The sequence below is a fragment of the Shouchella shacheensis genome, from assembly GCF_001484965.1.
Classification (GTDB): Bacteria; Bacillota; Bacilli; order Bacillales; family Bacillaceae_D; genus Shouchella; species Shouchella shacheensis.
In genome coordinates, this window is record NZ_LLYY01000003.1 from 174,599 (window position 1) to 200,487 (window position 25,889).

The following is a 25,889-nucleotide window of genomic DNA, read 5'->3' on the forward strand; positions in this document are numbered from 1 at the left end:
AGTGAAACGTATAGGAGTGCTGACAAGTGGTGGCGATTCACCGGGAATGAATGCAGCCATACGCGCAGTGGTAAGAAAAGCAATCTATCATGAGGTTGAAGTATATGGAATCTTCTATGGGTACCAGGGGTTGATCACTGGTGATTTTCACAAAATGGAGCTCGGTTCCGTCGGCGACATCATTCATAGAGGGGGGACGAAGCTTTATACGGCCCGCTGTGAGGAATTCAAGACGCCCGAAGGACAAAAAAAGGGCATCAAACAGCTTGAGAAATTTGGCATTGAAGGTCTTGTTGTTATAGGGGGAGATGGTTCTTATCGCGGGGCGCAAAAGCTCACAGAACACGGATTTCCGACAATCGGAGTGCCGGGCACGATTGATAATGACATCCCTGGAACGGATTTCACCATCGGCTTTGATACAGCCCTAAACACGGTTATTGAAGCCATTGATAAGATTCGCGACACGGCTACGTCTCATGAGCGTACATATGTCATTGAGGTTATGGGGCGAGAGGCAGGAGATTTAGCTCTCTGGTCGGGCCTTGCTGATGGAGCGGAGACGATTGTCATTCCGGAAGCAGGGGATGACATGAACCAAATCGTTTCCAGGTTAAAACGCGGCCAGGAACGTGGCAAGAAACACAGCATTATTATCGTTGCTGAAGGCGCCGGTAGCGGTTTTGAGTTCGGAAGGCGACTTCAAGAAGAGACAAATATGGAGACGCGGGTAACGGTTCTAGGGCATATTCAGCGCGGAGGCTCTCCGACGGGTTCTGACCGAGTGCTTGCCAGTCGTCTTGGCGCCTATGCTGTGGACCTTTTGTTGCAGGGGGAGGCAGGCGTGACGGTCGGAATTCAGAGAAATGAGCTTGTATTCCATGACATTAACGAAATTTTAACGGAGCCCCACAGCGTTGATTTAAACATGTACAAGCTTTCCCAAGAGCTGTCCATTTAATCTGCTCGTAAATTGAAGATGTGAGGGTTGAACTAGGAGGATAAACATGCGCAAAACAAAAATCGTTTGTACGATTGGTCCCGCAAGTGAGAGTGTAGAGAATTTGGTGTCTCTCATTGAGGCAGGAATGAATGTAGCAAGATTAAACTTTTCCCACGGTGATTTTGAGGAGCACGGCGCTAGAATAAAAAACATCCGCGAAGCCTCAAAGCAAACAGGGGAAACGGTGGCCATTTTACTTGATACAAAAGGGCCTGAAATTCGCACGCAGGAATGCGAGGGAGGAGCCATTGAACTAACCAAGGGGCAGGAGCTCATTGTTTCGATGAAAGAGGTGCTCGGCACACCGGAGAAAATCTCCATTACGTATTCAGGTCTTGTGGATGACATTTCTGTTGGTGGGACGATTTTGCTTGATGATGGCTTGATTGGCCTTGAAGTCTTGGAAGTGAAGACGGATGAAATTGTAACACGTGTCATGAATTCTGGTGTTCTAAAGAATAAAAAAGGCGTCAATGTCCCCAATGTGAGCGTGAATCTTCCCGGCATGACGGAGAAAGATGCGGATGATATTCACTTTGGTGTCGAGCAAGGTGTTGATTTTATCGCCGCTTCCTTTGTGCGCCGTGCTTCCGATGTGCTTGAGATTCGTGAGCTTCTTGAACAAAAAGAGGCCACTGATACGGGAATTATCCCCAAGATCGAGAACCAAGAAGGCGTCGATAACATTGAGGAGATTCTTGAAGTCTCCGATGGCCTGATGGTGGCCAGAGGGGATCTAGGGGTAGAGATTCCGGCAGAAGAAGTACCTCTTGTCCAAAAGGAACTTATCAAAAAATGCAACGAACAAGCAAAACCAGTAATCACAGCGACGCAAATGCTTGATTCGATGCAGCGGAACCCCCGCCCCACCCGCGCTGAAGCGAGTGATGTAGCCAACGCAATTTTTGACGGCACGGATGCGATCATGCTCTCCGGTGAAACGGCTGCCGGGGAATATCCGGTAGAAGCCGTACAAACGATGGCGAATATCGCAAGCCGTACAGAGCAGGCGCTTAACTATGATTCGCTGCTCCGAAAAAAAACGAAGGAAGCGAAAATTACGATTACGAGTGCGATTGGGCAATCCGTGGCTCACACAGCTAGCAACCTCAACGCTGCGGCGATTCTCTCAGCGACTGAAAGTGGCTACACAGCACGCATTACTTCAAAATTCCGTCCGAAATCGCCAATTGTGGCGGTGACAAGCAATGAGCGCGCGTACCGCAAATTAACCCTTGTCTGGGGGGTTCTTCCTCTTCTTGGTCAAACGGCGGAAACCACAGATGAAATGCTTGAAAAGACGGTGGAGGCAGCCGTTGATTCTGGCGCAGTCAAGCAAGGAGATCTCGTGGTTATCACAGCAGGCGTCCCTGTAGGCGAAACAGGGACAACCAACTTAATTAAGGTCCACGTCCTTGGTGAAGTGGTCGCGAAAGGACAAGGGATCGGTCGTCGTTCGGCCGCAGGAAAAGTCGTTGTGGCTAAAGATGCTAAGGAAGCTAGAGAAAAAGTGAAAGAGGGTTCCATTCTCGTTACGTATGCTACCGACAAGGATATGGTGGAAGCCTTTGAAAAAGCGGGCGCTGTAATCACAGAAGAGGGCGGGCTTACCTCTCACGCGGCCGTTGTCGGATTAAACTTGAGCACGCCGGTGGTCGTTGGTGTTGAACATGCACTCGAGCGCTTCAAAGACGGCGAAGAAGTGACGGTGGACGCGATCAGCGGCAATATTTACAGCGGTCACGCGAGTGTATTATAATAAGCGTATTGGAGAGGACTTTCCTCTCCAATTTATTTTTTACTCAGGGGCTCTGCCCAGTCCCTAAGAATACACGGAGTCATCAATGCATTTGGTGATCACTCATTAAAGAAAAGAGGAGCCGTTATGAGAAAAATAATGTTGGCTGCAGCTATTTTGATCCCTCTTCTCGAGCTTTTTATTTTTGCGGTCGTTGTAAATGGGATCGGTGTTTGGTGGACGATCCTTTTCATGATTGCGACAAGCGTTCTTGGCTTTGCTTTAGCAAAGCGCCAAGGCTTACAGATCTTAAGACTCGCGCAATTACAAGTGCAAAAAGGGCAAGTACCCAGCGGAGTGATGCTTGACGGACTTTGTATTTTTATCGGAGGCGCCTTTCTAATCCTCCCTGGGTTTTTGACGGATATCGTTGGTCTTGTCTTTCTGGTACCGTGGACGCGTACAATTTTTAAGGCACTGTTATTAAAGCTCATTCATAACGCGATTTCAAAGGGACAATTTATGGTGATTAAACGGCGCTAGTGCATTTTTTATAGTCGAAATCGGTGATTTATAGCCGGAATTTTAGAATTGTGGTATCATGAAAGAGCAACTGCTGATAGGAGGGGTAAGACTACAATGGTATCCCAGGCTACATTATTTATGCTTATTTTACTCGCGGTGGCCATTGTAGCCAAAAATCAATCGCTACTCTTAGCAATAGCAGTATTACTACTGATCAAATGGGTCGGGCTTGGAGATCGGCTGTTTCCATTACTACAAACCAAAGGAATTAATATTGGTGTAACGGTGATTACGATCGCCGTGCTTACACCGATTGTCACTGGCGAAATTGGGTTTAAGCATTTGGGGGAAGCAATGAAATCAGCCTATGCCTGGGTCGCACTTGGCAGTGGAATAGCGGTAGCGCTTATCGCCGCAAGTGGCATTGATCTATTGAAGAATGACCCTCATATTACGGCGGCCCTTGTTTTTGGTACCATTATTGCGGTAGCTTTATTTAACGGCGTTGCCGTCGGTCCTCTAATTGGCGCGGGAATTGCCTATTTAACGATGAGAGTGGTGCAATTCATCTCGCAAATAGGGGGTTAATTATACAGGCTTACCGGCGCTCCCATGCGTTTTACGTAACCGCTTCAAATGCCGGGGACTATACGCGGACGGATGAAAAAAATGTGGAGAAAAAGGAGAGATAAAGGTGACTACAACGCGGGGTTTAGAAGGTATTGTAGCTACACAGTCAAGTGTTAGTTCCATTATTGATGATGAACTAACTTATCAAGGGTACGGCATTGATGACTTGGCTGATAATGCTAGCTTTGAAGAAGTCATTTATCTGTTGTGGAATGGCCAATTGCCAACCCAAGAGGAACTGAAAACATTCTCAGAAAAATTGGCGAGTGAGTTCAGTGTGCCCGATGAAATTTTTGCGCAAATGAAAGCCTATCCAATCGACGATGTACATCCGATGGCCGCTTTACGGACAGCGATTTCTGCTCTGGGCTTGTTTGATGAGGAAGCCGAGGAGGCATCTGAAGAAGCGAACTATCGTAAGGCGATTAAGCTTCAAGCAAAGATCTCTACCATTGTCACAGGCTTTGAACGCATTCGCTCTGGCAAAGAACCAGTGAGTCCTAAAAGCGAACTCTCCTTTGCCGCCAATTTTCTATACATGCTAAACGGGACGGAACCAGATGATCTGTCAGTAAAGGCGTTTAATAAGGCGCTTGTGCTTCACGCCGACCATGAGTTGAATGCGTCGACGTTTACCGCTCGTGTTTGCGTGGCGACACTTTCCGATATTTATTCCGGTCTTACAGCCGCGATTGGTGCTCTTAAAGGACCTTTGCATGGTGGTGCAAACGAAGCGGTTATGAATATGCTTCTTGAAATTGGCGACACCGATCAAGTGGAGCCTTACATCCGCAAAGCGCTTGATAACAAAACAAAAATCATGGGTTTCGGACATCGTGTTTATAAGAACGGCGACCCACGTGCAAAGCATCTTCGAGAAATGTCAAAGCAGCTGACCGATGTCATCAACGAGACCAAGTGGTACGACATGTCGATGAAAGTGGAAGAGATGGTCACAAAAGAAAAAGGGTTACTACCAAATGTTGATTTTTATTCAGCAACTGTATACCATAGTTTAGGGATCAAGCATGACCTCTTTACACCGATTTTTGCAATAAGTCGTACATCCGGCTGGCTCGCACATATTCTTGAACAATATGAAAACAACCGCCTTATTCGCCCACGCGCTGAGTACGTAGGACCGGATAAGCGCGAATATGTAGCAGTCAAAAAACGCTAAAGTCTTGTGTAGGAGGGCTTTCCTTGCTCTCCGCTTTACATAGTGGGGAGGGCCCAACTCTTCCCATGTGCGCGAACGTAGAGCAAATTTCATAGAATAGTTCAGGAGGTTTTACAAATGGCAGACGGACAAAAGATTCAAACAAACAATGGCGTACTAGACGTACCTAATGAGCCAATTGTTCCTTACATTGAGGGTGACGGGACAGGTGCTGATATTTGGGCAGCAGCCTCGCGCGTATTAGATGCAGCCGTTGAAAAAGCGTACAACGGAGAGAAGAAAATTCACTGGACAGAAATTCTTGCTGGAGAGAAAGCGTACAAGCAAACCGGGGAATGGCTTCCAGCAGAGACGCTTGATACGATTCGTGAGTACTTGATAGCGATTAAAGGACCATTAACAACGCCAATCGGTGGAGGCATTCGTTCCCTTAATGTGGCTCTTCGTCAAGAACTTGATCTGTACACTTGCCTTCGTCCTGTGCGTTACTTCACAGGCGTGCCATCTCCTGTAAAGCGTCCTGAAGACACGAATATGGCCATCTTTCGGGAGAACACAGAGGACATTTATGCCGGCATTGAGTTTCAAGAAGGAACGGACGAAGCGAAAAAATTGATCGATTTCTTGCAAAACGAAATGGGATCTAAAAACATTCGCTTCCCAGAAACGTCTGGAATTGGTGTGAAACCAGTATCCAAAGAAGGAACGGAGCGCCTCGTTCGTTCGGCCATTCAGTATGCACTAGATGAAGACCGCAAGAGTGTAACGCTTGTTCACAAAGGAAACATTATGAAGTTTACAGAAGGCGCGTTTAAAAACTGGGGCTATGACCTTGCTGAGCGTGAATTCGGTGATAAAGTCTTCACTTGGAAAGAGTACGACCAAATTGTGGAAGAAAGAGGACGCGAAGAGGCGGACAAAGTCCAAGGTGAAGCTGAAGCAGCAGGCAAAATCATTGTTAAAGATGCAATCGCTGACATTTTCTTACAGCAGATTTTAACACGGCCAAAAGAATTTGATGTTGTGGCCACCATGAACTTAAACGGTGACTATATTTCCGATGCTCTTGCTGCGCAAGTGGGTGGAATTGGTATTGCCCCTGGTGCGAACATTAACTACGACACGGGTCATGCCATTTTTGAAGCGACTCACGGAACAGCTCCGAAATATGCGGGTCTCGATAAAGTAAACCCTTCATCTGTGCTTCTTTCTGGCGATCTATTGCTTCGTCACCTAGGCTGGCATGAAGCGGCTGATCTCATCATGGCTTCCATGGACAAGACCATTGAAAGCAAGGTAGTCACGTATGATTTTGCCCGTCTTATGGACGGAGCGACGGAAGTATCGTGCTCTGGTTTTGCGGACGAGCTCATTAAAAACCTATAAGCGATAACAAATAGGCCCAGTGGTGTTGCCGAGTAAGGCACACCACGGCCTTTTTAGAGAATACGAGGAGGAGTGTAGAGACATGGCCATCAAACGCAGAAAAGTGTCTGTGGTTGGCGCTGGGTTTACCGGCGCAACGACAGCATTAATGGTAGCGCAAAAGGAACTTGCGGATGTTGTCTTAGTTGATGTTCCGCAAATGGAAGGACCGACAAAAGGAAAGGCGCTTGATATGCTTGAATCCACACCGGTTCAAGGCTTGGACGCAAATATCATCGGTACCTCAAGCTATGAGGATACGAAGGATTCTGACGTCGTCGTGATTACAGCCGGAATTGCACGCAAACCTGGAATGAGTCGCGATGACCTCGTAAGCACAAATGCCAATATCATGAAAGCAGTTACAAAGGAAGTCGTCAAGCATTCGCCGGATTGCTACATCATCGTGCTAACCAATCCAGCCGATGCGATGACATATACCGTCTACAAGGAGTCGGGACTTCCAAAGAACCGTGTCATTGGTCAGTCTGGTGTTCTCGACACAGCGAGATTTCGTACATTTGTCGCTCAGGAGCTCAACTTGTCCGTTGAGGACATCACAGGCTTTGTACTTGGTGGGCACGGCGACGATATGGTTCCTCTTATTCGCTACTCAGCAGCTGGCGGCGTTCCGCTATCCACGCTTATTTCCGAAGAGCGTCTTGAGGAAATTGTCGAACGCACACGCAAAGGCGGAGGGGAAATTGTCGGATTGCTTGGAAATGGCAGTGCTTACTACGCACCGGCGGCCTCACTCACGCAAATGGTTGAAGCCATTGTGAAAGACAAAAAGCGCGTCATCCCAACCATCGCTTATCTGGAAGGCGAGTACGGCTACAACGACTTGTACCTCGGCGTTCCAACCATTCTTGGAGGCGACGGGATTGAAAAAATCATCGAGCTTGAGCTTACAGAAGACGAAGCAAGTCAGCTAAGCAAGTCTGTGGATTCAGTGAAAAATGTGATGAGTGCGTTGCCAAAAGAATAGTGATGACTGCCCCTCCAGATGGAATGGAGGGGTTTGTTTGGCTTGGACAGGTAAAAAGTTAGAGATTTTTCGTTTTGGCCAGTGTTAGCCAAGGTCTGGATTTCTTATGTCAGCTCTCCAAAACCCTCGCTCCTGTTTGATCCAGCTTTGTTCTTTGGGTTGAACAAACAGTGATATCATTTCAGGCTATCGGTGTGAAGACGTTCTTCTCAAGAAATGCCCCGTCAATCTAAAAAGCTTAATAGGGAATAATTATAAAAAAATACTACTCACTCTTTCCGTAGATTTATCAAAACAGAGGCGAACTCAATAACATTTTCTAAATCTAAATCAATCTTACCTTGCTCCCAAACTCTGCTATACTACATGTATAGATAGAGAGACCGTTCAAATCCCAAGATAAGGAGTGTGGCAGCACACAATTATGGCAAAGCGCATATTGGTTGTAGACGATGAGCCATCGATCTCAACGCTACTTACGTATAACCTGCAGCAGGCGGGATTTGATGTTGTAACCGAAATGGACGGACAGGCAGGTTTTGAGAGAGCAAAAAATGAACCGTTCGATTTAATCGTTCTTGATTTAATGCTTCCGCTTTTAGATGGAATGGATGTTTGTAGGCACTTACGGCAGGAGCAAATTTTTGTTCCCATATTAATGCTCACCGCAAAAGACGATGAGTTTGACAAAGTTCTCGGTCTGGAGCTTGGCGCGGACGATTATATGACAAAGCCATTTTCTCCTCGTGAAGTGGTGGCGCGCGTTCGGGCAATTTTGCGACGCGTTGAACAGCTGTCTTCCAAGAAAAGCGAGACGACAGAGAACGCTGATGGCAAGTCTCTGCTTATTGCAGATTTAGAAATTTACCCAGAAAAATATGAAGTGTATATAAAAAAAGAGCTGCTCACACTCACACCAAAAGAGTTTGAACTCCTCGTCTACTTAGCGGATCATAAGGGGCGTGTTCTGACACGGGATCAGCTGTTAAACGCCGTGTGGAACTATGAGTTTATTGGCGATACCCGTATTGTTGATGTACATATCAGTCATCTTCGGGATAAAATTGAGCCAAACAGCAAGAAACCGGTTTATATTAAAACGATCCGAGGGCTTGGCTATAAGTTCGAGGAACCAAGCACGCATGAGTAAGCTTCGCAATCGCTTCATCGTTAGCGTCATCTCTGTGATCGCCCTTGTACTTATAGGGCTTGGCATCGTTCTTGGCTACTGGTATAACGAACGCTATATGGATGTGATTGGGGACCGTCTTGAGCAAGAAGCCGGTCTTGCTTCTTGGACTGTTCTAGAGAACGGCTTTCCTGATGAAGCGGAGGCACGAGAGCTGGCGGTTGAAATTGGGGACCGCATCAATGCTCGGGTGACGATTTTAGAAGCAGGCGGAGAAGTGATTGGCGATACATGGGGCAATGAAGCGACCATGGATAATCACGGAACGCGCCCAGAAATACGGCGAGCAGAAACTGGAGAAGGGTTCGAGGTCCGCTATAGTGAGACGATTGGTGCCGATTTGATGTACTATGCCAATCCACTTTATATTGAAAATGAGCTCGTCGGGTATTTGCGTGTAGGATTAACGCTCGGTTCGCTATATGAAATGAGCCAAACCGTTTGGGCTGTCATTGGCGTAAGTTTCTTGCTTGCGTTTGTGATCATATTAGCGCTTATTGCTCGTATCTCTAGACAGATCTTGCGGCCGATTGATGAAGCGACAAAAGCAGCCATTAAGCTGGCGGAAGGCGATTATAAGACAAGAACGTATGAGGATCAGCACAAAGAGCTCGGACAGCTTGGTCGTTCCATAAATGTGCTCGCTTATAATTTAGAACAGATTACCCGGCGCCACCAATCGCAGCAGGATCAAATGTCAACGCTGATTGACCATATGGGGAGCGGCCTGCTTTTTATGAATGTTCGGGGAGACATTGTTTTAATGAACAAAACATGTGAGCACATCTTTCAAGTGAAAGAGGAGGACTGGCTGACTCAGCCCTATTATCATGTTCTAAAAGATTCGGCCCTGATCGCGTTTATTCAGGCGGTGTATATGAGTGAGGCCAAACAGCGAGATCAAATTGAGGTCCGAGAAGGCTACACAAGTAAAATCTATGACGTCTTCGGGGCGCCTGTTCTCGGAAAAAAAGCCCGGCTCAGAGGCGTAACCATTGTCATGCATGACATTACAGAACAGAAAAAGCTGGAGCAGGTACGCAAAGACTTTGTCGCCAACGTTTCTCATGAGTTAAAGACGCCTGTCACTTCGATTAAAGGCTTTACGGAAACGCTTCTGGATGGCGCGCTTAAAGAACCAGAGCTGGCTGAGCAATTCACCGGCATCATTTGGAAGGAAAGCGATCGTCTGCAATCGTTGATTTCCGATTTGCTTGATCTATCAAAAATTGAGGATGCTCACTTCATGCTCGACTTTGAGGAGGTACAGTTAGCTGAAGTTGCGAGGGAAGCCGTTGCATTGCTTGAGTCTAAAGCAGCGGAAAAAGAGATGGAGTTAGCCTTATCAACAGAAGGCTCTTCGTTTATGGAAGGCGACTCACAGCGTTTAAAGCAAATCGTTCTTAACTTAGTAACCAATGCCATTGCCTACTCGCCTAAAGGGGGAAAGGTTGATGTAAGGATCACTGAGGAAAATGAGACAGTAAGGCTTCATGTTGCCGACACGGGTATTGGCATCGGCGAAGAAGAGGTGCAGCGAATTTTCGAACGCTTTTACCGCGTGGACCGAGCGAGAAGCCGTAATTCTGGTGGTACGGGGCTAGGCCTTGCGATTGTGAAACATTTGGCGGAAGCTCATCATGCCACGATTCAGGTGGAAAGCGAGGTCGGGGAGGGAACCGAATTTATCCTGACGTTTTCAAAAAGGCAATCAAATAAAGAACATAATTAACGCATTCTTTACAAAGCGTCCATGTTTCCTTTACGTCCTTGTCTTACAATGAAATAGAACGGTCAGGAACAAGAGGATCGGCGACCCCCTCTGTCGATCTACCCTACTTGAAGGCGGGAGCATACATGCTCTCGTCTCTTTTTGTTGTTAAAAACTTCGTTTCTAAGGCGGAAACGCACGTTCTTGTCTGACTTTTTTCTTTTCCCCTTTCTATGGTACAATAAAGGCACATGAATCGACTTGAGAGGGGCTTGCTTTTTGAATAAATTAGTGTTGATCGACGGAAACAGCATTGCGTATCGCGCCTTTTTTGCGCTTCCGCTTTTAAATAACGAGCGAGGCGTATACACGAACGCCGTTTACGGGTTCACGACGATGCTTTTGAAAGTGTTAGAAGAGGAACAGCCAACGCACCTCCTTGTGGCCTTTGACGCTGGCAAGTCAACGTTTCGACACAAAACATATGCCGAATACAAGGGAACGCGTCAAAAGACGCCTTCAGAACTTTCGGGACAAATCCCATTGATTCACGAGGTGCTCGATGCGTTTTCCATCAAGCGCTATGAAGCCACGGATTACGAGGCGGACGATATCATTGGTACGGCGGCGAATCAGGCTGCGACTGATGGGTGGGACGTGGTGGTGATTACCGGGGATAAGGACTTACTTCAACTTGTCACTTCCAAGATCAACGTGGTATTAACAAAAAAAGGAATTACGGATGTTGATCGCTATGATGAAGCGGCGATTGATGAGCGGTACGGCTTAAAGCCAGAGCAGATTATTGATTTAAAAGGACTGATGGGCGATTCTTCAGATAACATCCCTGGTGTCCCTGGTGTTGGAGAAAAGACGGCTCTCAAGCTTTTAAAGGAGTTCGGCGATGTTGAGACCGTCCTTGATTCGATTGATGAAATATCCGGAAAGAAACTGAAGGAGCGTCTTGAAGAACACCGCGAGCAGGCGCTTATGAGCAAAAAGCTAGCGACCATCTACACGGAAGTGCCGCTAAAAGAATCGCTGGATGCGCTCAAATATGAGCATTTTGACAGAAAGAACGTGAGAGAGGTGTTCAAAGAGCTTTCTTTCCAGTCTTTGCTTGACCGCTTGCCTGGGGAAGACGGGCTGCCGGTGACTGAGGAACTAAAGGAACTTTCATTTGAGGTTGTTCAAGAGGTTAAAGATGAACATCTGGTAAGCCCAAGTGCGCTCGTTGTAGAAGCGCTAGGAGAAAATTATCATCAAGCTGAGATTAGCGGGATTGGGCTAGCAAATGAGAACGGTCGGTTTTTTGTGCCTACAGAAGTCGCACTGTCTTCGGATCGATTTGCCAATTGGGCCAAAGAGGAGTCCATGAAAAAGTGGCTTTTTGATGCAAAACGTGCGGTCGTCGCTCTCGCCTGGCAGGAGATCGAGCTGGAAGGCGTCGATTTTGATTTGCAGATGGCCTCCTATTTGCTTGATCCGTCTTTGTCTTCTCATGAAATCAGTGACATTGCAAACCGCAAAGGAAAAGGCAGTGTACAAGAAGACGAAGCCGTATACGGGAAAGGGGCAAAGCGGAAGATCCCGGGTCAAGAGTTGCTCGGGGAACACCTCGCACGGAAGGCCGATGCGATGTATCAGCTGAAGGACGTTCTTGAAGAAGAGCTTAAGAACAATGAGCAGTATGAGCTCTTCAATGGCTTGGAGATGCCTCTCTCAGTTGTTCTCGGGCGAATGGAGAGAGACGGCGTAAAGGTGGACACTTCTCAGCTGGAAGCGATGGGGGAGGATTTAGCCGGCCGCTTGAGTGAACTGGAGGGGCAGATTCATGAGGAAGCAGGTGTGGCCTTTAACATTAATTCACCAAAGCAGTTGGGCAAGGTACTCTTTGAGGATCTAGGGCTGCCCCCTGTAAAGAAAACAAAGACGGGCTACTCCACGAGTGCAGATGTACTTGAAAAGCTCTCTGGTTCCCACCCAGTTATTGAGCACATCCTTCTGTATCGTCAGCTTGGCAAACTCCATTCGACGTATATCGAAGGCCTGCTTAAAGTAGCGGATTCCGAGACTCACAAAGTGCATACCCGCTTTAACCAGGCACTGACACAAACAGGACGGCTATCCTCAACGGAGCCAAATTTACAGAACATCCCGATTCGGCTGGAAGAAGGACGGAAAATACGAAAGGCCTTTGTGGCCTCTAAAAAGGACTGGAAAATACTCGCCGCGGACTATTCACAAATTGAGCTCCGTGTGCTTGCCCATATTTCAGGGGACGATCGTCTTAAAGAGGCGTTTATCCATGACTTAGACATTCATACGAAAACGGCGATGGATGTTTTCCATGTGGCGCAGAAGGAGGTCACAGCGAATATGCGTAGAAGTGCCAAAGCGGTTAACTTTGGCATAGTCTACGGGATTAGTGACTACGGTTTGTCCCAAAGCTTGGGAATCACTCGGAAAGAGGCGAAAGAATTCATCGACCGTTACTTAGAAAGCTATCCAAAAGTGAAGGCCTATATGGAAAATGTCGTAATGGAGGCAAAAGAAAAAGGGTATGTGCAGACACTGCTTGCTCGTCGTCGCTACTTGCCTGAGCTGAACAGTCGCAACTTTAACCAGCGTAGCTTTGCGGAGCGGACGGCAATGAATACGCCGATACAGGGAACGGCGGCAGACATTATCAAACAGGCGATGGTGCGGATGGATGAGCGCTTGGAAGAGGCGGGGATTGAAGCAACTATGCTTCTGCAAGTGCATGACGAATTGATCTTTGAAGTCGCAGAAAAAGACAAAGACCAGCTAGAGACTATCGTCCAGGATGTGATGGAGGACGCCGTTCAATTAGAGGTCCCGCTTAAAGTGGACGTGTCTTCTGGGGACTCCTGGTACGACGCGAAATAGAGAAAGGGAGAGAAAATGCCGGAATTACCTGAAGTGGAAACGGTGCGCCGAACGCTTTCAGCGCTCGTCATTGGAAAACAAATTGCGGCGGTCGACGTCGGTTGGTCGAATATGATTAAGGAACCCGATGATGTAGAGATTTTTAAAACCATGCTCGTCGGCCAAACGATACGCAGGATTGAGAGAAGAGGGAAGTTCCTCCTGTTTAAGTTGGATGGTCTCGTCCTTGTTTCACATTTAAGAATGGAAGGACGCTACGGGCTTTTTTCGAAAGGGGAAGAGCGCACGAAGCACACGCATGTGGTGTTTACCTTTGAGGACCATACAGAATTACGCTATGCGGATGTCCGTAAATTTGGCACGATGCATCTCTTTCACGAAGGAAGGGAAGAGTCAGTGATGCCGCTGGCACAGCTTGGCGTGGAACCTTTCTCCGAAGCGTTCACAGCCGTGCTTATGCAAGAAGCATTTCAAAAAACCTCCCGCGCGATCAAAACGGCTCTTCTTGATCAGAAGACGGTGGTTGGACTCGGGAACATTTACGTGGATGAAGCATTGTATCGCGCGCGCATTCATCCAGAACGCCAGGCGTCTTTACTTGATCAAGACGAGTTTGAGCGGTTGCATCATTCGATTGTCTCCACTCTAGGGGAGGCGGTTGAACTTGGTGGAAGTTCCATCAAATCCTATGTTAACGGGCAGGGAGAGATGGGAATGTTCCAGCAGAGGCTGGATGTCTACGGTCGCAAAGGCGAGCCCTGCAAAAGCTGCGGAAAACCGATCACGCGCACCGTTGTCGGAGGAAGAGGAACGCACTTCTGTGCAAATTGCCAGCATTAATGTACCTTGGATGGGCTAATGCCATATACTGTCGTAACGAACGTGTAGGAGGGCGTAAAAATGGTTGCGACGGTATCTCTGGCAATGCTTGCATTTGCTCTTAGCCTCGACAGCTTTGGTGTCGGGCTCACATATGGACTCAGAAAAATTCGCATTCCTCTTGTATCGCTAGTATTTATCGGATGTTGTTCAGGAATCTCGATTCTTATAGCGATGGGATTTGGAACGATTCTACAAACGTACTTATCCGTGAATGTAGCAGAGACACTTGGAGCGCTTATACTTATTGGAATTGGCGCCTGGGCGTTATTTGAAACGTATCGTCCCAAAAAGTCAGCCGATCCTCGCGTAGAAGTGGAGCGTTCAAAGGTAGATTTGGAATTTAAGCTGTTTGGTTTTGTTATCCACATCTTACGTGAGCCGGAAACCGCCGATCTGGACCGGTCAGGAACAGTGACGGGTAAAGAAGCCTTTCTTCTCGGTTTGGCGCTTTCCCTTGACGCCTTTGGGGCGGGGATTGGTGCTGCACTAATGGGATTCTCACCGATCTGGCTTGCTCTTTGTGTCGGCGGGTTGAGTGCTTTTTTGGTCTTGCTTGGGATGAAATTTGGGTACATTTTTTCAAACTCGAGAGTGATACGTAGGTTATCATTTATCCCAGGACTTTTGCTGATCATTCTCGGGGTTATGAGGCTCTAGACGGGAGAGAAAGGATGTTGGTGGCATGAAAATTGGGTTGACGGGAGGCATTGCAAGTGGAAAAACGACCGTTGCTAAGCTGTTCATCGAACGGGGGATTCCTGTCATCGATGCTGATCAAATTTCTCGTCGTGTTGTTGAACCAGGGAAAGCCGCTTATGTAGCGATTGTCGATTATTTTGGGAAGGACGTTTTGCTTCAGGATGGCACCATTGACCGAAAAAAGCTTGGTTCCATTATTTTTGCCGATGAACACAAGCGGAAGGCCCTTAATGGAATGGTTCATCCAGCGGTACGGACGGAAATGGTCGGAGAGGCTGAGGCCTCTTTAAAGGAAGGTCACACGTTTGTCGTATTAGACATTCCTCTCTTGTATGAGAATGCTCTCTTTCATCTTGTTGACCAAGTGTTGCTTGTCTATGTGAGCAAGGAAATCCAGCTATCGCGTTTAATGACGCGTGATGAGTCGGAGGAGGAAGAAGCGCAGCAGCGAATAAACGCACAGCTTCCTCTTGAAAGCAAAAGAGATCGTGCCGATGCGATCGTTGTCAATGAAGGGTCTGTTCAGGAAACAGCAAAGCAATTGGACGAATATCTGGCAAACTGGCGTAAGGAAATCGCGAGATCACGAAGGTCAAGGGCAGAACCAGGGGAATGATTCCTCTGGTTTTTTGCTGTATTCACATGCAGCCAGCGCCCAAATGCTCGAAAACGAAAAATAATCATCCTAAATCGTCTATTTATGTTATACTAATTCATATAATGAGTTATCAGGGATAACATTAAGCTGCAAAGGGGTCGTGAAATGAGAGCTAAGGTTGCAATCAATGGGTTTGGGAGAATTGGAAGAATGGTCTTTAGAAAAGCGTTCTTGGATAATAAAGCAGACGTGGTCGCCATTAATGCCTCTTATCCAGCCGAAACGCTAGCACACCTTATTAAATATGATACGGTTCATGGACCGTTTTTAGCAGACGTGTATGCGAAAGATGGAAACCTCATGGTCAACGGCGAAAAAGTCGTGCTTCTCAAAGAGCGAGATCCAAAGATGTTGCCGTGGCAAGAACTTGGTGTAGACATTGTTATTGAAGCAACAGGGAAGTTTAAGACAAGAGAAACGGCCGGGTGCCACCTTGAAGCTGGAGCGAAAAAGGTCATTATTACGGCGCCGGCCAAAGACGAAGATGTCACCGTTGTCATGGGCGTAAACGAAACCGATTACAACCCGGACACCGATCACATTATCTCGAATGCTTCCTGCACGACCAACTGCCTTGCTCCAGTTGTTAAAGTGCTCGATGAAAGGTTTGGGATTGAAAGTGGGATGATGACAACCGTTCATTCTTATACGAATGACCAGAAGAACATTGATAACCCGCATAAAGACTTGCGTCGAGCACGTGCTTGCGGGCAGTCCATCATTCCAACGTCGACGGGCGCGGCCAAGGCGATTTCAAAAGTGTTGCCGGGGTTAGACGGAAGGCTCACAGGGATGGCCCTGCGTGTCCCGACGCCGAATGTGTCTCTTGTCGATCTCGTCGTGACACTAGCGACGGATGTGACGGTAAAAGAGGTCAATGAGGTCTTTATCCGTGCGTCCAACCAATCAATGAAAGGAATTTTAGGCTATACGGATGAGCCTCTCGTTTCCGTGGATTTCAATGGGGAAGAGCAGTCGGCGGTGATTGACGGAGAATCAACCGCTGTGCTGAATCAAAGGCAAGTCAAGGTGCTCGCTTGGTATGACAATGAGTGGGGCTACTCATGCAGAGTGGTTGATTTGATGCACTATGTCGGAGAACGACTTCTCACGGAGGAACGCGTTCATTCCGCTTCATAAATGCGTAGACCACGTTTTGGCTAAGGGGGAGCCTGACGTGGTTTTTTGGTGCCTAAGCCCCCTTTTCACTGTCTTGACAGAAGCACGTTTGCTGGCTAAACCTGTTATTGCAATCCCCTCACAAACCAAGTATACTGGATGCTGTGAGCTCGCCTAAAAACGGGATGTATCATTTTGCAGTATGGGTTAGGACCTCTTTGGACTAACTTTCCCCCCTGTGGGAAGATTCATCCTAATGCTAGGTATGCAAGGCGAACTACGCAAAAAAGGGGGAAGAATGATGGATACAATGGGTCGTCACGTCATTTCAGAGCTGTGGGGTTGTGACACGGACAAACTCAACAACATGAATTTTATTGAACAGGTATTTGTCAATGCGGCTTTGAAAGCTGGAGCGGAAGTACGTGAGGTGGCCTTTCATAAGTTTGCCCCTCATGGTGTGAGTGGAGTGGTCATTATTTCAGAGTCCCACTTAACGATTCATAGCTTTCCGGAGCATGGGTATGCAAGCATTGATGTCTACACATGTGGAGATATTATTGATCCTCATGTGGCCGCAACGTTTATTGCCGAGGAACTAAAAGCGGAGTCAAGTGAAGTGCTGGAAGTACCACGAGGAATGGGTCCTGTTCAAGTAAAGGAAAAAGTAGAAGCCAACTAACGACCAAATAGATGAATAGGTGCAAAGAGACGACTCGAGAGGCGGGTCGTTTTTTTGTCTAGCTCCTCGTCTTTAAGCAACCCACCTCCGCATTTCGGTATTGGTTTCAACGCCTGGACTTCTTTGTGTGATATGATAGAAAAAAGATCACTGCAGGGAGAGATGAAGTAAATGGGGATTCGTGAGAAGTGGCAGGCGATGGTGAGCACTCGAACAGAAACTGGCGAAGCGCATGTTAATAAGGATTTACAAACACGATACTACAAGACGTCAAAGGATAAAGCGATGGCCGCTGTTGAAGACGTCCTAATAAGGAAGAACTTTCAAATAAAACGAAGTGAATCGGACAGGGGAGAAATTGTCGCTGTGGCGCAAAAAGGAAAAAAGGTCTTGATTGTTGCCTCGGTGATCATGGTTCGACCGTTCCGAACGGCCGTGGATTTCTCCTGTGCAACGGAAACATCGCTGCCAAGTGACTTTGGGCACAGTAAAAAGCTAACGCTCGAGCTTTACGCTGCTCTTGATCAATCCTTAACGTATATTGGCTCGGCGCTCGGCAACGAACTTTTGTAAGAGTTCTTGTCACATGCACGCATTTTTTATATGATTAGAGAATAAAAGGCGTTCGTTTTGGAGGTTAACGATATAGCTCCAGTGCCAAGGCGGTTGCGCTTTTCTTACAAATGGAGATGATGAAATGCGCTGTCCGACATGTCAGCATAATGGTACGAGAGTGCTTGATTCAAGGCCGAGCGATGAGGGGCGTTCCATTCGCCGTAGGCGTGAGTGTGAGAAGTGCAACGAGCGCTTCACGACGTTTGAGATCGTCGAAGAGGCGCCGCTTGTTGTGGTAAAAAAAGATGGGATGCGCGAAGAGTTCAGTCGCGAGAAGCTGCTAAGAGGGCTTGTACGTGCATGCGAGAAGCGTCCCGTACCGCTTGAGACGCTTGAAAACTTGGTCGCTTATGTGGAACGGGCGCTCAGGAGTGAAGGGAAGAATGAAGTGAGAAGCCATGATGTCGGTGAGCTTGTTATGGAACGCTTGGCGAAAGTCGACGATGTCGCTTATGTGCGCTTTGCCTCGGTGTATCGTCAATTTAAAGACATCAATGTATTTATAAAGGAATTAACCGAGCTGGTCAATACCCACGACAGGAACAAAAGCTAGAGAGAGCTTAAGCGCGTGACGTGCTTGGAGCTCTTTTTTGACGAAAGGAGGAAAAGGCGTGAGCTGGCATTGGAGAGAGTTATTGCCTGTCGATCGTTTTGCGGTGCGCGCCGCCGATTATTTAACGGATAGAGATCAAACCGTGCTGATGTTTTTGTATCAACCGCTAATCGGTGCCAAAGCGACGAATTTGTTCACGACGCTGCGCGCTCAGCTTGACCCTGGCGTTTGGTGGAGCAGTGAACATACGCATCATCAGCTAATGCTTTTAATGAACGCTTCACTTGCGGACATTTTCGAGGAACGCAAAAAGCTAGAAGCGATCGATCTCCTGAAGACATATCGCAAGAAAGAGGAGGAGGGGACAAGCTACATATACGAGCTTCAACCGCCTATGAACCCTAGAGCGTTTTTTGAGGATGATGTCTTAAGCGTTTTTTTATACAACCGACTTGGAAAAACGCGTTATCGAGCGATCCGAGAGCGGTTCGCTGTGCCAAGAGTGGACACCGAAGAGTACGAGGAATTAACGTATGCTTTCTCGGAAGTATTTACTTCTCTAAAACATTCAGAAATGGTTCCGTATCTCCAGTCCCAAACCGATGAGGGGGAGGAAGAAGGGCAGACAACAGAGCTCTTGGGAAGAGAGAAAGGGCAGCTTCAGTTTGATTCCTTTGATATTGATTTAATGAAACAATCTCTCTCCAGTTTTATTCTGCCTCAAGAAGCGATGAATAAAGAAAGTGAGCAACTGATCGCCCGGCTTGCATTTGTGTATCGCATCGAGCCTGTAGAGATGGGGCATCTCGTCGGACGAGCCGTGCGAGCGAATAAGGTCGATCCTCAAGAGTTGCGCAAAACGGTGCAAGAATGGTACAAAGTGGAGCATGGGGCGCAGCCGCCAGCACTTGGGTTGAAGGCGGAGAACGCACATCCTGCGAATAGGCGTACGATTCATACTGCCGAACCTCAGACAGAGGAAGAGAAAGCGATTGTTTTTTATGAACAGACCCCGCCGTTAACGCTACTGGAGTTAAGGCAGGACGGGGCCCATGTTGCGCCCGCTGACAGTAAGCTGATAGAGGAACTCATCGTCGACTATAAGCTCTATCCAGGAGTGGTCAATGTCTTGCTTGATTATCTCCTCTTCCAACATGACATGAAGCTGATTGAGGCCGTTACATTGAAAATCGCTGCGCATTGGTCGAGAAAGAAACTTCAAACCGTCCCTGAAGCCATGCAGCTTTTAAAAGAAGAAACGCAGAAACGACGGAACGCCAAAGAGAAACAGGCGAGCAGACAGGCAAGAGGCTACGGGCAGAACACGAGAAAAGATGCGTTGCCGAAGTGGCTGATAGAAGAAAGGGAAAAAGAGAAGGAGCAAAACGGTTCTGCTTCTAAAGAAAACCATACGAAGGAAACGACGAGTGACGCGGACGATGCGTTATATGCAGAACTGGAAAAAGAATTGAAGCGCCAGACTCAGGCGAGAGGGGGGAGCTAGTTGGATTCGATACAATCCGCATTAGAGGGTTGGGACAAGTCAGGAAAGCTAGAAGAACGGTTAGAGAAGCAGCGTCAAAAACTGCTCGCAGACCCTTACATTAAGGATTTTTTAGAGGGTCGGGCCGATGTGACGCGCTCCATGATTGATCTAGGCATGATGAAGCTATATGAATTTAAAAAGGAACGAACTCATTGTGACCACTGCCCAGGCCTTGAGAACTGTCCGAATATGATGCAGGGATTTCGTCCAGTCCTTCATGTCGAACGCCAGCAGTTGGAGATTGCTTACTCGAAATGCCCATTAAAGCTTAAACAAGAAGAAGACGACAGGCAGAAGATGCTGATTCAATCTCTTCACATGCCGAAAGATATCTTAAATGCTTCCTTTGATGATATTGACCGTGAGAAACAACGTCAGCCCGCCATTATGGCGGCGATGCAATTTGCTGCCCAAGCAAACCCGGGTGAAAGCGGTCAGGGCCTGTATCTTTGCGGAAAGTTTGGCGTCGGCAAGACGTATTTAATCGGAGCGATTGCCAATCACTTGAAAGGCAAGGGCATTCAAACGTACCTCGTGTACACGCCTGATTTCTTTAGAGAAATGAAGCAGTCGATTGCTGACAATTCGTATCAGGAAAAAATTGAGGTGCTCCGAGTCGCAGAGGTTTTAATTTTAGACGATATAGGCGCTGAAACGACGACCGCCTGGACAAGGGATGAGATCCTAGGCCCAATCCTTCAGTACCGAATGCAGGAAAAGCTTCCTACGCTTTTTACATCGAACTACGATTACGAAACGCTCGAAAAGCATTTAATGTACTCTACCAAAGGTGGGGAAGAAGAGCTCAAAGCGATGCGCATTATGGAGCGGATTAAGCATTTTACAACCTTTGTTGAAGTAAATGGACGAAACCGGCGTGTTTGATGCTGGTTTCGTTTTGTCTAGCTCCGGCGCCCACTCGCTCGAGGTTTCTTCACGCCCCAGTTCAAGTCAAATTCGGACTTGATCTGTCGTCGTTCCAGAACTGGTCGCTCGTGAGCAGGGCGCCTGCGCTTTTCGGATTGTCTAGTTCTGGTTTTCGCTCTGCATTTTTCTTGCTGGCCCAGTATTGGAAGAGGGCGAACAACTATGATACCATGAAGCTAGAAGTCTTCTTTCTTAGGAACGAGTGCTTCACTTGTTTCTAATCATAGTACGACATCATTTTGTAAACATATCTGGGGGTACGAATAATGAGCATAGACGCGATTCTTGAACGAGCGGTGAACGGGGAACGCATTTCGATGGCTGATGCCGTGAAGCTGTATGAAAGCGAAGACCTTGAGGCGCTTGGAAAAGCTGCGGATAAAATTATGAAGAAGTGGCACCCAGAACCAATCACCTCGTTTGTGATTGGGCGAAACGTAAATTACACGAACTTTTGTGATACGTACTGTTCTTTTTGTGCGTTCTATCGTCCTCCAAATCACGAGGATGGTTATGTTCTGGACAATGAAGTCATTTATCAAAAGATCCAAGAAACCGCGGATGTAGGCGGAACAGAAATTCTCATGCAAGGCGGAACCAACCCAAATTTAAAACTTGATTACTATACCAACTTGTTGCGTGGCATTAAAGAGCGCTTTCCAGACATTTGGATGCATTCGTTCTCGCCGGCAGAAATCGTAAAAATCGCCGAGGTTATGGATATGTCTGTGGAGGACGTTCTCCGTGAGCTTCATAAGGCAGGCCTCGACAGCATGCCTGGCGGTGGCGCGGAAATTCTGACTGAAGAGACGCGCCTACGCGTGAGTCGTTTGAAAGTGACTTGGGATCAATGGATAGACGCAATGAAGGCCACGAAAAAAGTGGGGATGTTCGGCTCGGCCACGATGGTGATTGGGTTCGGGGAATCCTTCGAAGAGCGAGCGCTTCACTTGCAGCGTGTCCGCGACGCCCAGGATGAGACTGAATGCTTTACAGCTTTTATTTCCTGGCTGCTACAACCGGAAAATACAGGGTTAAAGAGATTGAAAAAGCTCTCTCCAGAAGACTACTTGAAGAACGTCGCCATTTCGCGCATCTTCCTCGATAACATCCCAAACTTCCAGTCTTCTTGGGTGACGATGGGACCAGAGGTTGGGAAAAAATCTCTACATTTTGGTTGCAATGATTTTGGCAGCACGATGATGGAGGAAAATGTGGTATCGGCGGCAAACACCACTCACAAGGTCAATTCCAACTTAACTTTGCGTCTAATTCGCGAGGCAGGCAAAATTCCGGCGCAGCGCAATACGGCTTATGAAATTCTTCGCACCTTCGAAGGAGATTCAAAAGTAGAAAAAGATTTTGTGATGCAAAATTAAAAAGACCCCTTGAGTTTGTATGCTCAAGGGGTCTTTTTTATTAAACGACACCGAGAGAGAAGACCCCTTGGGCTGGAATTGAGCACGAATGCAAGAAAAGAGAGAGCAGAGTTGGCCTTTTTACAGGATAAGAAAGCGAGACCTCCCCCTTCCTTTGAAAAAACCACACATGATTCTCAGAACCGAACATAGGATAAAAGTAAGCCTGTCTAGATCATGAGGATGCTTTGCTAGATGAAGGTTTTGATATGTAAGGGGGAGTCACGCTTGATTGCCATCCATTTTGAAGAGCGCAAAGACTGTGTGAACTTATTTGAGCAGCTTGCCATGTATATGAATGAATTTGCCGTCTACGGGTTTGGTGGCAAAGTGCAAAAAAACGGGGAGGAAATGATCCTTCTCAACTATGAAAATGAAGATGTAGATTTTTACGAATCGTTTCATCCATTTGTTGCATCCGTCCTCGCCGATTACGTGATGCACACAAAAGAAGATGAATGGCTTCAAGACATTGTAGGGTCTCTTTTTCATGTAACGGATGAAGAGGAGAAAAAGCAGATCGTCGAGATCGCCCATTCCATTTTAGCAGGAGAACGGAACGACATTCCTTCCATGAAGCCCCATCTTGACCGGAAGTCCTTCCTTTATGAAGCATTTGCCAATCATCTGGACCCAGAAACCTCCTTTTACTATGAACCGTTTCTAGCCTTTCGTTTGCAGGATTACGGGGAGATTCTCATTGACTGTGTGGAGCTTGCATTGGATGAATACTTAATGGAGCAGGACTTTCAAAATATGATTGAATCTTACCGGCAGTATATTCGCAAGACGCCTGCTGGAATGCCTCTTCTTCATATCGTTCATGAGGAAATGTTTACCTTCTACGATCAGCATCACAGAAAATTAACCCCTGAAGAAATTCTGTTTTATTTAAAGCAGGAGCTCGTTTTTGAAGAGGACGCGGCTCTCGATGAAATGGTGATTAGTCCGCTCGTAAGCATGGCGCCAGGACATGTGTACGTTTACTCAGATGACCCTGATCACGGTGTTGTCCTTTCCATCCAAGCGATTTTTCAAGAGAGGCTGACCATTTCCCCTCTAAGGGACGGAAAGCGGCCCACTTGAAGTAAGGCTTGATTTTTGGAAGAACGTTTTCGTATAATAAAGAAACGAATCAATCTCCAACAGTGTTGATAAGGACAGCCCACGCGCAGGCAGTTGTAAAGAGAATGGAGCAGAGGCTGAGAGCTTCAGAACATGCGGCGCGCTGTGACCCCCTTTGAACTGCGGCAGGGAAACGTGAGAAATCGCGGACTAACTGTGGCCGGTACGCAGCCGTTATCTGTAAGTAGAGGCGCATGGATGTTTGCGCAAATTTAGGGTGGAACCACGACCACACTCGTCCCTTGTACAAGGGACGAGTGTTTTTTGTCTAGCTCCGGCGGGTAGAAGCTTCCAAAATTTTAGCTCCTGACCAACCCGCCTGCGCTTTTCGGTTTATTTTTAAAGGAGAAAGGAAGATTGCAGTGGAAGAAAAACGTACGCTCACGTTTCCGGATGGTTCCAAGAAGGAATTTTCATTTGGGGCGACAACGGAGGAGGTAGCCGCCTCCATTAGCCCGGGGTTAAAGAAAAAAGCGCTTGCCGGTAAATTGAACGGTACGCTGGTTGACTTGCGCACACCGCTGGCAGAAGACGGGGAAATAGCCATTGTTACACCGGAGGCGGATGAGGCGCTGGAAATTATGCGTCACAGTGCGGCTCATTTAATGGCACAAGCTGTAAAGCGACTGTTTTCAAACGTTAAGCTTGGGGTCGGTCCTGTGATCGAGGGAGGCTTTTATTACGATATTGACTCGGACGACTCGATTACGGCAGAGGATCTCCCTCGTATCGAAAAAGAAATGAAAAAGATCATTGGGGAGAATCTTGAGATCGTGCGGGAGAAAGTCAGTCGCGAGAAAGCGATTGAAACATTTGAGGAAATTAATGACCCATACAAGCTAGAATTGATCGAAGCGATCCCAGAAGGTGAGCAGGTAACGATTTATAGGCAGGGCGATTTTTTTGACCTTTGTCGCGGCATCCATGTGCCTTCGACGAGCAAAATCAAGGAGTTCAAGCTACTTTCCACAGCCGGTGCCTACTGGCGTGGAGATGCGAAAAATAAAATGCTGCAACGCATTTACGGTACAGCGTTCTTTAAAAAAGAAGATTTGAATGAACATCTTCGCCTTCTTGAGGAAGCGAAAGAACGGGACCACCGCAAATTAGGAAAAGAGCTCGGCATCTTTGCTCTTTCTCAAAAGGTCGGACAAGGCTTGCCGCTATGGCTGCCAAAGGGAGCGACCATTCGCCGCATCATCGAGCGCTACATCGTTGACAAAGAGGAGCGTCTCGGCTATCAGCATGTTTATACGCCAATTCTCGGTTCTTCAGAGCTATACAAAACTTCGGGCCACTGGGATCACTACAAGGATGACATGTTCCCACCAATGGAGATGGACAATGAGACGCTCGTCTTGCGTCCGATGAACTGTCCGCATCATATGATGGTGTACAAGCAGGACATGCGCAGCTACCGCCAGCTGCCGCTTCGTATTGCGGAGCTTGGTACGATGCATCGGTACGAAATGTCAGGTGCTGTCTCTGGCTTGCAGCGTGTGCGTGGAATGACGTTAAATGATGCGCATATTTTCTGTCGTCCCGAGCAGATCAAGGACGAATTTATCCGCGTGGTCCGACTCGTTCAAGAAGTGTACAAAGACTTCGGCCTTGAAAACTACTCCTTCCGCTTGTCGTACCGAGATCCTAGTGACAAGGAAAAATATTTTGATGATGATGCCATGTGGGACAAAGCTCAGGTGATGTTGAAGGAAGCGATGGATACGCTTGATGCGCCATACGTTGAAGCTGTTGGCGAAGCGGCATTCTATGGGCCGAAGCTCGACGTTCAAGTGAAAACGGCTCTTGGGAAGGAAGAGACGCTCTCGACGGTTCAACTGGACTTTCTCTTGCCAGAGCGATTTGATCTTACGTATGTTGGTGAAGACGGCAAACCGCATCGCCCGGTTGTTGTGCATCGTGGTGTCGTTTCGACAATGGAGCGCTTTGTCGCCTTCCTTCTCGAAGAATACAAGGGAGCGCTTCCTACATGGCTGGCGCCGGTGCAAGTGCAGCTGATTCCGGTTTCTGTAGACGTGCACTTAGAATACCTAAAGAGTGTACAGGATTGTTTGCAAGAGGCTGGCGTGCGGGTAGAAATCGATGAGCGCGATGAGAAACTTGGCTATAAAATTCGAGAAGCGCAAATGCAGAAGATCCCTTATATGCTCGTACTTGGGGATAAAGAGGTCGAGGCCAATACCGTTAATATTCGCAAATACGGGGAGCAGAACTCGGAGTCCAAAGCTCTGGCTGAATTTGCGGAAGAAGTAGCGAAGGAAGCAAGGAAGTAAAGAGGAGTAATTGCCTAGGGAGATGATATCTATTGTTCAGCTTCGGCGTATAAAAGCTCGAGATTTTTCAGT

At 47.4% G+C, this 25,889-nt stretch carries 22 protein-coding genes; all 22 read left to right on the top strand.

The window, feature by feature from the left end:
- Nucleotide 1 precedes the first annotated feature (1 nt).
- Nucleotides 2-961, top strand: coding sequence for a 6-phosphofructokinase (gene pfkA, locus AVZ68_RS07060; RefSeq protein WP_059104032.1), 960 nt, complete (start codon nt 2-4; stop codon nt 959-961).
- A gap of 46 nt (nt 962-1,007) precedes the next feature.
- Nucleotides 1,008-2,762 (top strand): pyruvate kinase, encoded by a 1,755-nt coding sequence (gene pyk / locus AVZ68_RS07065; protein WP_059103818.1) that lies wholly within the window; start codon nt 1,008-1,010, stop codon nt 2,760-2,762.
- Nucleotides 2,763-2,888: 126 nt separating this feature from the next.
- A complete protein-coding gene (locus AVZ68_RS07070; RefSeq protein WP_059103819.1) occupies nt 2,889-3,284 on the top strand; it encodes an FxsA family protein in 396 nt (131 codons plus the stop codon).
- Between the two features lie 96 nt (nt 3,285-3,380).
- Nucleotides 3,381-3,854, top strand: a complete 474-nt coding sequence (locus AVZ68_RS07075; protein ID WP_059103820.1) for a DUF441 domain-containing protein — start codon at nt 3,381-3,383, stop codon at nt 3,852-3,854.
- A gap of 106 nt (nt 3,855-3,960) precedes the next feature.
- Complete coding sequence (gene citZ, locus AVZ68_RS07080; protein ID WP_059103821.1) at nt 3,961-5,076, top strand: citrate synthase; 1,116 nt, start codon at nt 3,961-3,963, stop codon at nt 5,074-5,076.
- 96 nt (nt 5,077-5,172) lie between these two features.
- Nucleotides 5,173-6,462, top strand: coding sequence for an NADP-dependent isocitrate dehydrogenase (gene icd, locus AVZ68_RS07085; protein ID WP_281176603.1), 1,290 nt, complete (start codon nt 5,173-5,175; stop codon nt 6,460-6,462).
- Nucleotides 6,463-6,544: 82 nt separating this feature from the next.
- Nucleotides 6,545-7,489 carry a malate dehydrogenase gene (gene mdh, locus AVZ68_RS07090; protein ID WP_059103823.1) on the top strand — a complete coding sequence of 315 codons (945 nt, stop codon included), beginning with the start codon at nt 6,545-6,547 and terminating at the stop codon, nt 7,487-7,489.
- Nucleotides 7,490-7,913: 424 nt separating this feature from the next.
- Complete coding sequence (locus AVZ68_RS07095) at nt 7,914-8,639, top strand: response regulator transcription factor (protein WP_059103824.1); 726 nt, start codon at nt 7,914-7,916, stop codon at nt 8,637-8,639.
- Nucleotides 8,632-10,410, top strand: a complete 1,779-nt coding sequence (pnpS, locus tag AVZ68_RS07100; RefSeq protein WP_059103825.1) for a two-component system histidine kinase PnpS — start codon at nt 8,632-8,634, stop codon at nt 10,408-10,410. The genes AVZ68_RS07095 and pnpS overlap by 8 nt, the downstream gene beginning before the upstream one ends.
- 258 nt (nt 10,411-10,668) lie before the next feature.
- Complete coding sequence (gene polA, locus AVZ68_RS07105; RefSeq protein WP_059103826.1) at nt 10,669-13,299, top strand: DNA polymerase I; 2,631 nt, start codon at nt 10,669-10,671, stop codon at nt 13,297-13,299.
- 15 nt (nt 13,300-13,314) lie between these two features.
- Entirely contained in the window at nt 13,315-14,139 is an 825-nt protein-coding gene (gene mutM / locus AVZ68_RS07110; protein ID WP_059103827.1) for a DNA-formamidopyrimidine glycosylase, read from the top strand.
- A gap of 60 nt (nt 14,140-14,199) precedes the next feature.
- Nucleotides 14,200-14,838: a sporulation membrane protein YtaF gene (gene ytaF, locus AVZ68_RS07115; protein ID WP_059103828.1), complete on the top strand. Its 639-nt coding sequence runs from the start codon at nt 14,200-14,202 to the stop codon at nt 14,836-14,838.
- Nucleotides 14,839-14,863: 25 nt separating this feature from the next.
- A complete protein-coding gene (gene coaE, locus AVZ68_RS07120) occupies nt 14,864-15,496 on the top strand; it encodes a dephospho-CoA kinase (RefSeq protein WP_059103829.1) in 633 nt (210 codons plus the stop codon).
- Between the two features lie 147 nt (nt 15,497-15,643).
- Nucleotides 15,644-16,678 (top strand): glyceraldehyde-3-phosphate dehydrogenase, encoded by a 1,035-nt coding sequence (locus AVZ68_RS07125; RefSeq protein WP_059103830.1) that lies wholly within the window; start codon nt 15,644-15,646, stop codon nt 16,676-16,678.
- A 280-nt stretch (nt 16,679-16,958) separates the two neighbouring features.
- The gene (gene speD, locus AVZ68_RS07130; RefSeq protein ID WP_059103831.1) at nt 16,959-17,339 is read left to right on the top strand and encodes an adenosylmethionine decarboxylase; all 381 of its coding nucleotides are present in this window, start codon (nt 16,959-16,961) and stop codon (nt 17,337-17,339) included.
- A gap of 171 nt (nt 17,340-17,510) precedes the next feature.
- Nucleotides 17,511-17,912, top strand: a complete 402-nt coding sequence (locus tag AVZ68_RS07135) for a hypothetical protein (RefSeq protein WP_059103832.1) — start codon at nt 17,511-17,513, stop codon at nt 17,910-17,912.
- A gap of 124 nt (nt 17,913-18,036) precedes the next feature.
- On the top strand, nt 18,037-18,507 hold the full coding sequence (gene nrdR / locus AVZ68_RS07140) for a transcriptional regulator NrdR (protein ID WP_059103833.1): 471 nt from the start codon (nt 18,037-18,039) through the stop codon (nt 18,505-18,507).
- 58 nt (nt 18,508-18,565) lie between these two features.
- Nucleotides 18,566-20,011 (top strand): replication initiation and membrane attachment family protein, encoded by a 1,446-nt coding sequence (locus AVZ68_RS07145; protein ID WP_059103834.1) that lies wholly within the window; start codon nt 18,566-18,568, stop codon nt 20,009-20,011.
- On the top strand, nt 20,012-20,938 hold the full coding sequence (dnaI, locus tag AVZ68_RS07150) for a primosomal protein DnaI (protein ID WP_059103835.1): 927 nt from the start codon (nt 20,012-20,014) through the stop codon (nt 20,936-20,938).
- Nucleotides 20,939-21,246: 308 nt separating this feature from the next.
- On the top strand, nt 21,247-22,359 hold the full coding sequence (gene mqnC, locus AVZ68_RS07155) for a cyclic dehypoxanthinyl futalosine synthase (protein WP_059103836.1): 1,113 nt from the start codon (nt 21,247-21,249) through the stop codon (nt 22,357-22,359).
- Between the two features lie 234 nt (nt 22,360-22,593).
- Nucleotides 22,594-23,484, top strand: coding sequence for a putative sporulation protein YtxC (gene ytxC / locus AVZ68_RS07160; RefSeq protein WP_245628075.1), 891 nt, complete (start codon nt 22,594-22,596; stop codon nt 23,482-23,484).
- Between the two features lie 401 nt (nt 23,485-23,885).
- Nucleotides 23,886-25,817, top strand: coding sequence for a threonine--tRNA ligase (gene thrS / locus AVZ68_RS07165; RefSeq protein ID WP_059103838.1), 1,932 nt, complete (start codon nt 23,886-23,888; stop codon nt 25,815-25,817).
- Nucleotides 25,818-25,889 lie beyond the last annotated feature (72 nt).

Coding starts and splice junctions, on each gene's coding strand:
- coaE (WP_059103829.1), top strand. CDS start 14,864: ATGAAAATTGGGTTGACGGGAGGCATTGCAAGTGGAAAAACGACCGTT.
- ytaF (WP_059103828.1), top strand. CDS start 14,200: ATGGTTGCGACGGTATCTCTGGCAATGCTTGCATTTGCTCTTAGCCTC.
- AVZ68_RS07135 (WP_059103832.1), top strand. CDS start 17,511: ATGGGGATTCGTGAGAAGTGGCAGGCGATGGTGAGCACTCGAACAGAA.
- pyk (WP_059103818.1), top strand. CDS start 1,008: ATGCGCAAAACAAAAATCGTTTGTACGATTGGTCCCGCAAGTGAGAGT.
- mqnC (WP_059103836.1), top strand. CDS start 21,247: ATGAGCATAGACGCGATTCTTGAACGAGCGGTGAACGGGGAACGCATT.
- speD (WP_059103831.1), top strand. CDS start 16,959: ATGGATACAATGGGTCGTCACGTCATTTCAGAGCTGTGGGGTTGTGAC.
- pnpS (WP_059103825.1), top strand. CDS start 8,632: ATGAGTAAGCTTCGCAATCGCTTCATCGTTAGCGTCATCTCTGTGATC.
- AVZ68_RS07070 (WP_059103819.1), top strand. CDS start 2,889: ATGAGAAAAATAATGTTGGCTGCAGCTATTTTGATCCCTCTTCTCGAG.
- AVZ68_RS07095 (WP_059103824.1), top strand. CDS start 7,914: ATGGCAAAGCGCATATTGGTTGTAGACGATGAGCCATCGATCTCAACG.
- ytxC (WP_245628075.1), top strand. CDS start 22,594: ATGAAGGTTTTGATATGTAAGGGGGAGTCACGCTTGATTGCCATCCAT.
- AVZ68_RS07125 (WP_059103830.1), top strand. CDS start 15,644: ATGAGAGCTAAGGTTGCAATCAATGGGTTTGGGAGAATTGGAAGAATG.
- mutM (WP_059103827.1), top strand. CDS start 13,315: ATGCCGGAATTACCTGAAGTGGAAACGGTGCGCCGAACGCTTTCAGCG.
- AVZ68_RS07075 (WP_059103820.1), top strand. CDS start 3,381: ATGGTATCCCAGGCTACATTATTTATGCTTATTTTACTCGCGGTGGCC.
- mdh (WP_059103823.1), top strand. CDS start 6,545: ATGGCCATCAAACGCAGAAAAGTGTCTGTGGTTGGCGCTGGGTTTACC.
- nrdR (WP_059103833.1), top strand. CDS start 18,037: ATGCGCTGTCCGACATGTCAGCATAATGGTACGAGAGTGCTTGATTCA.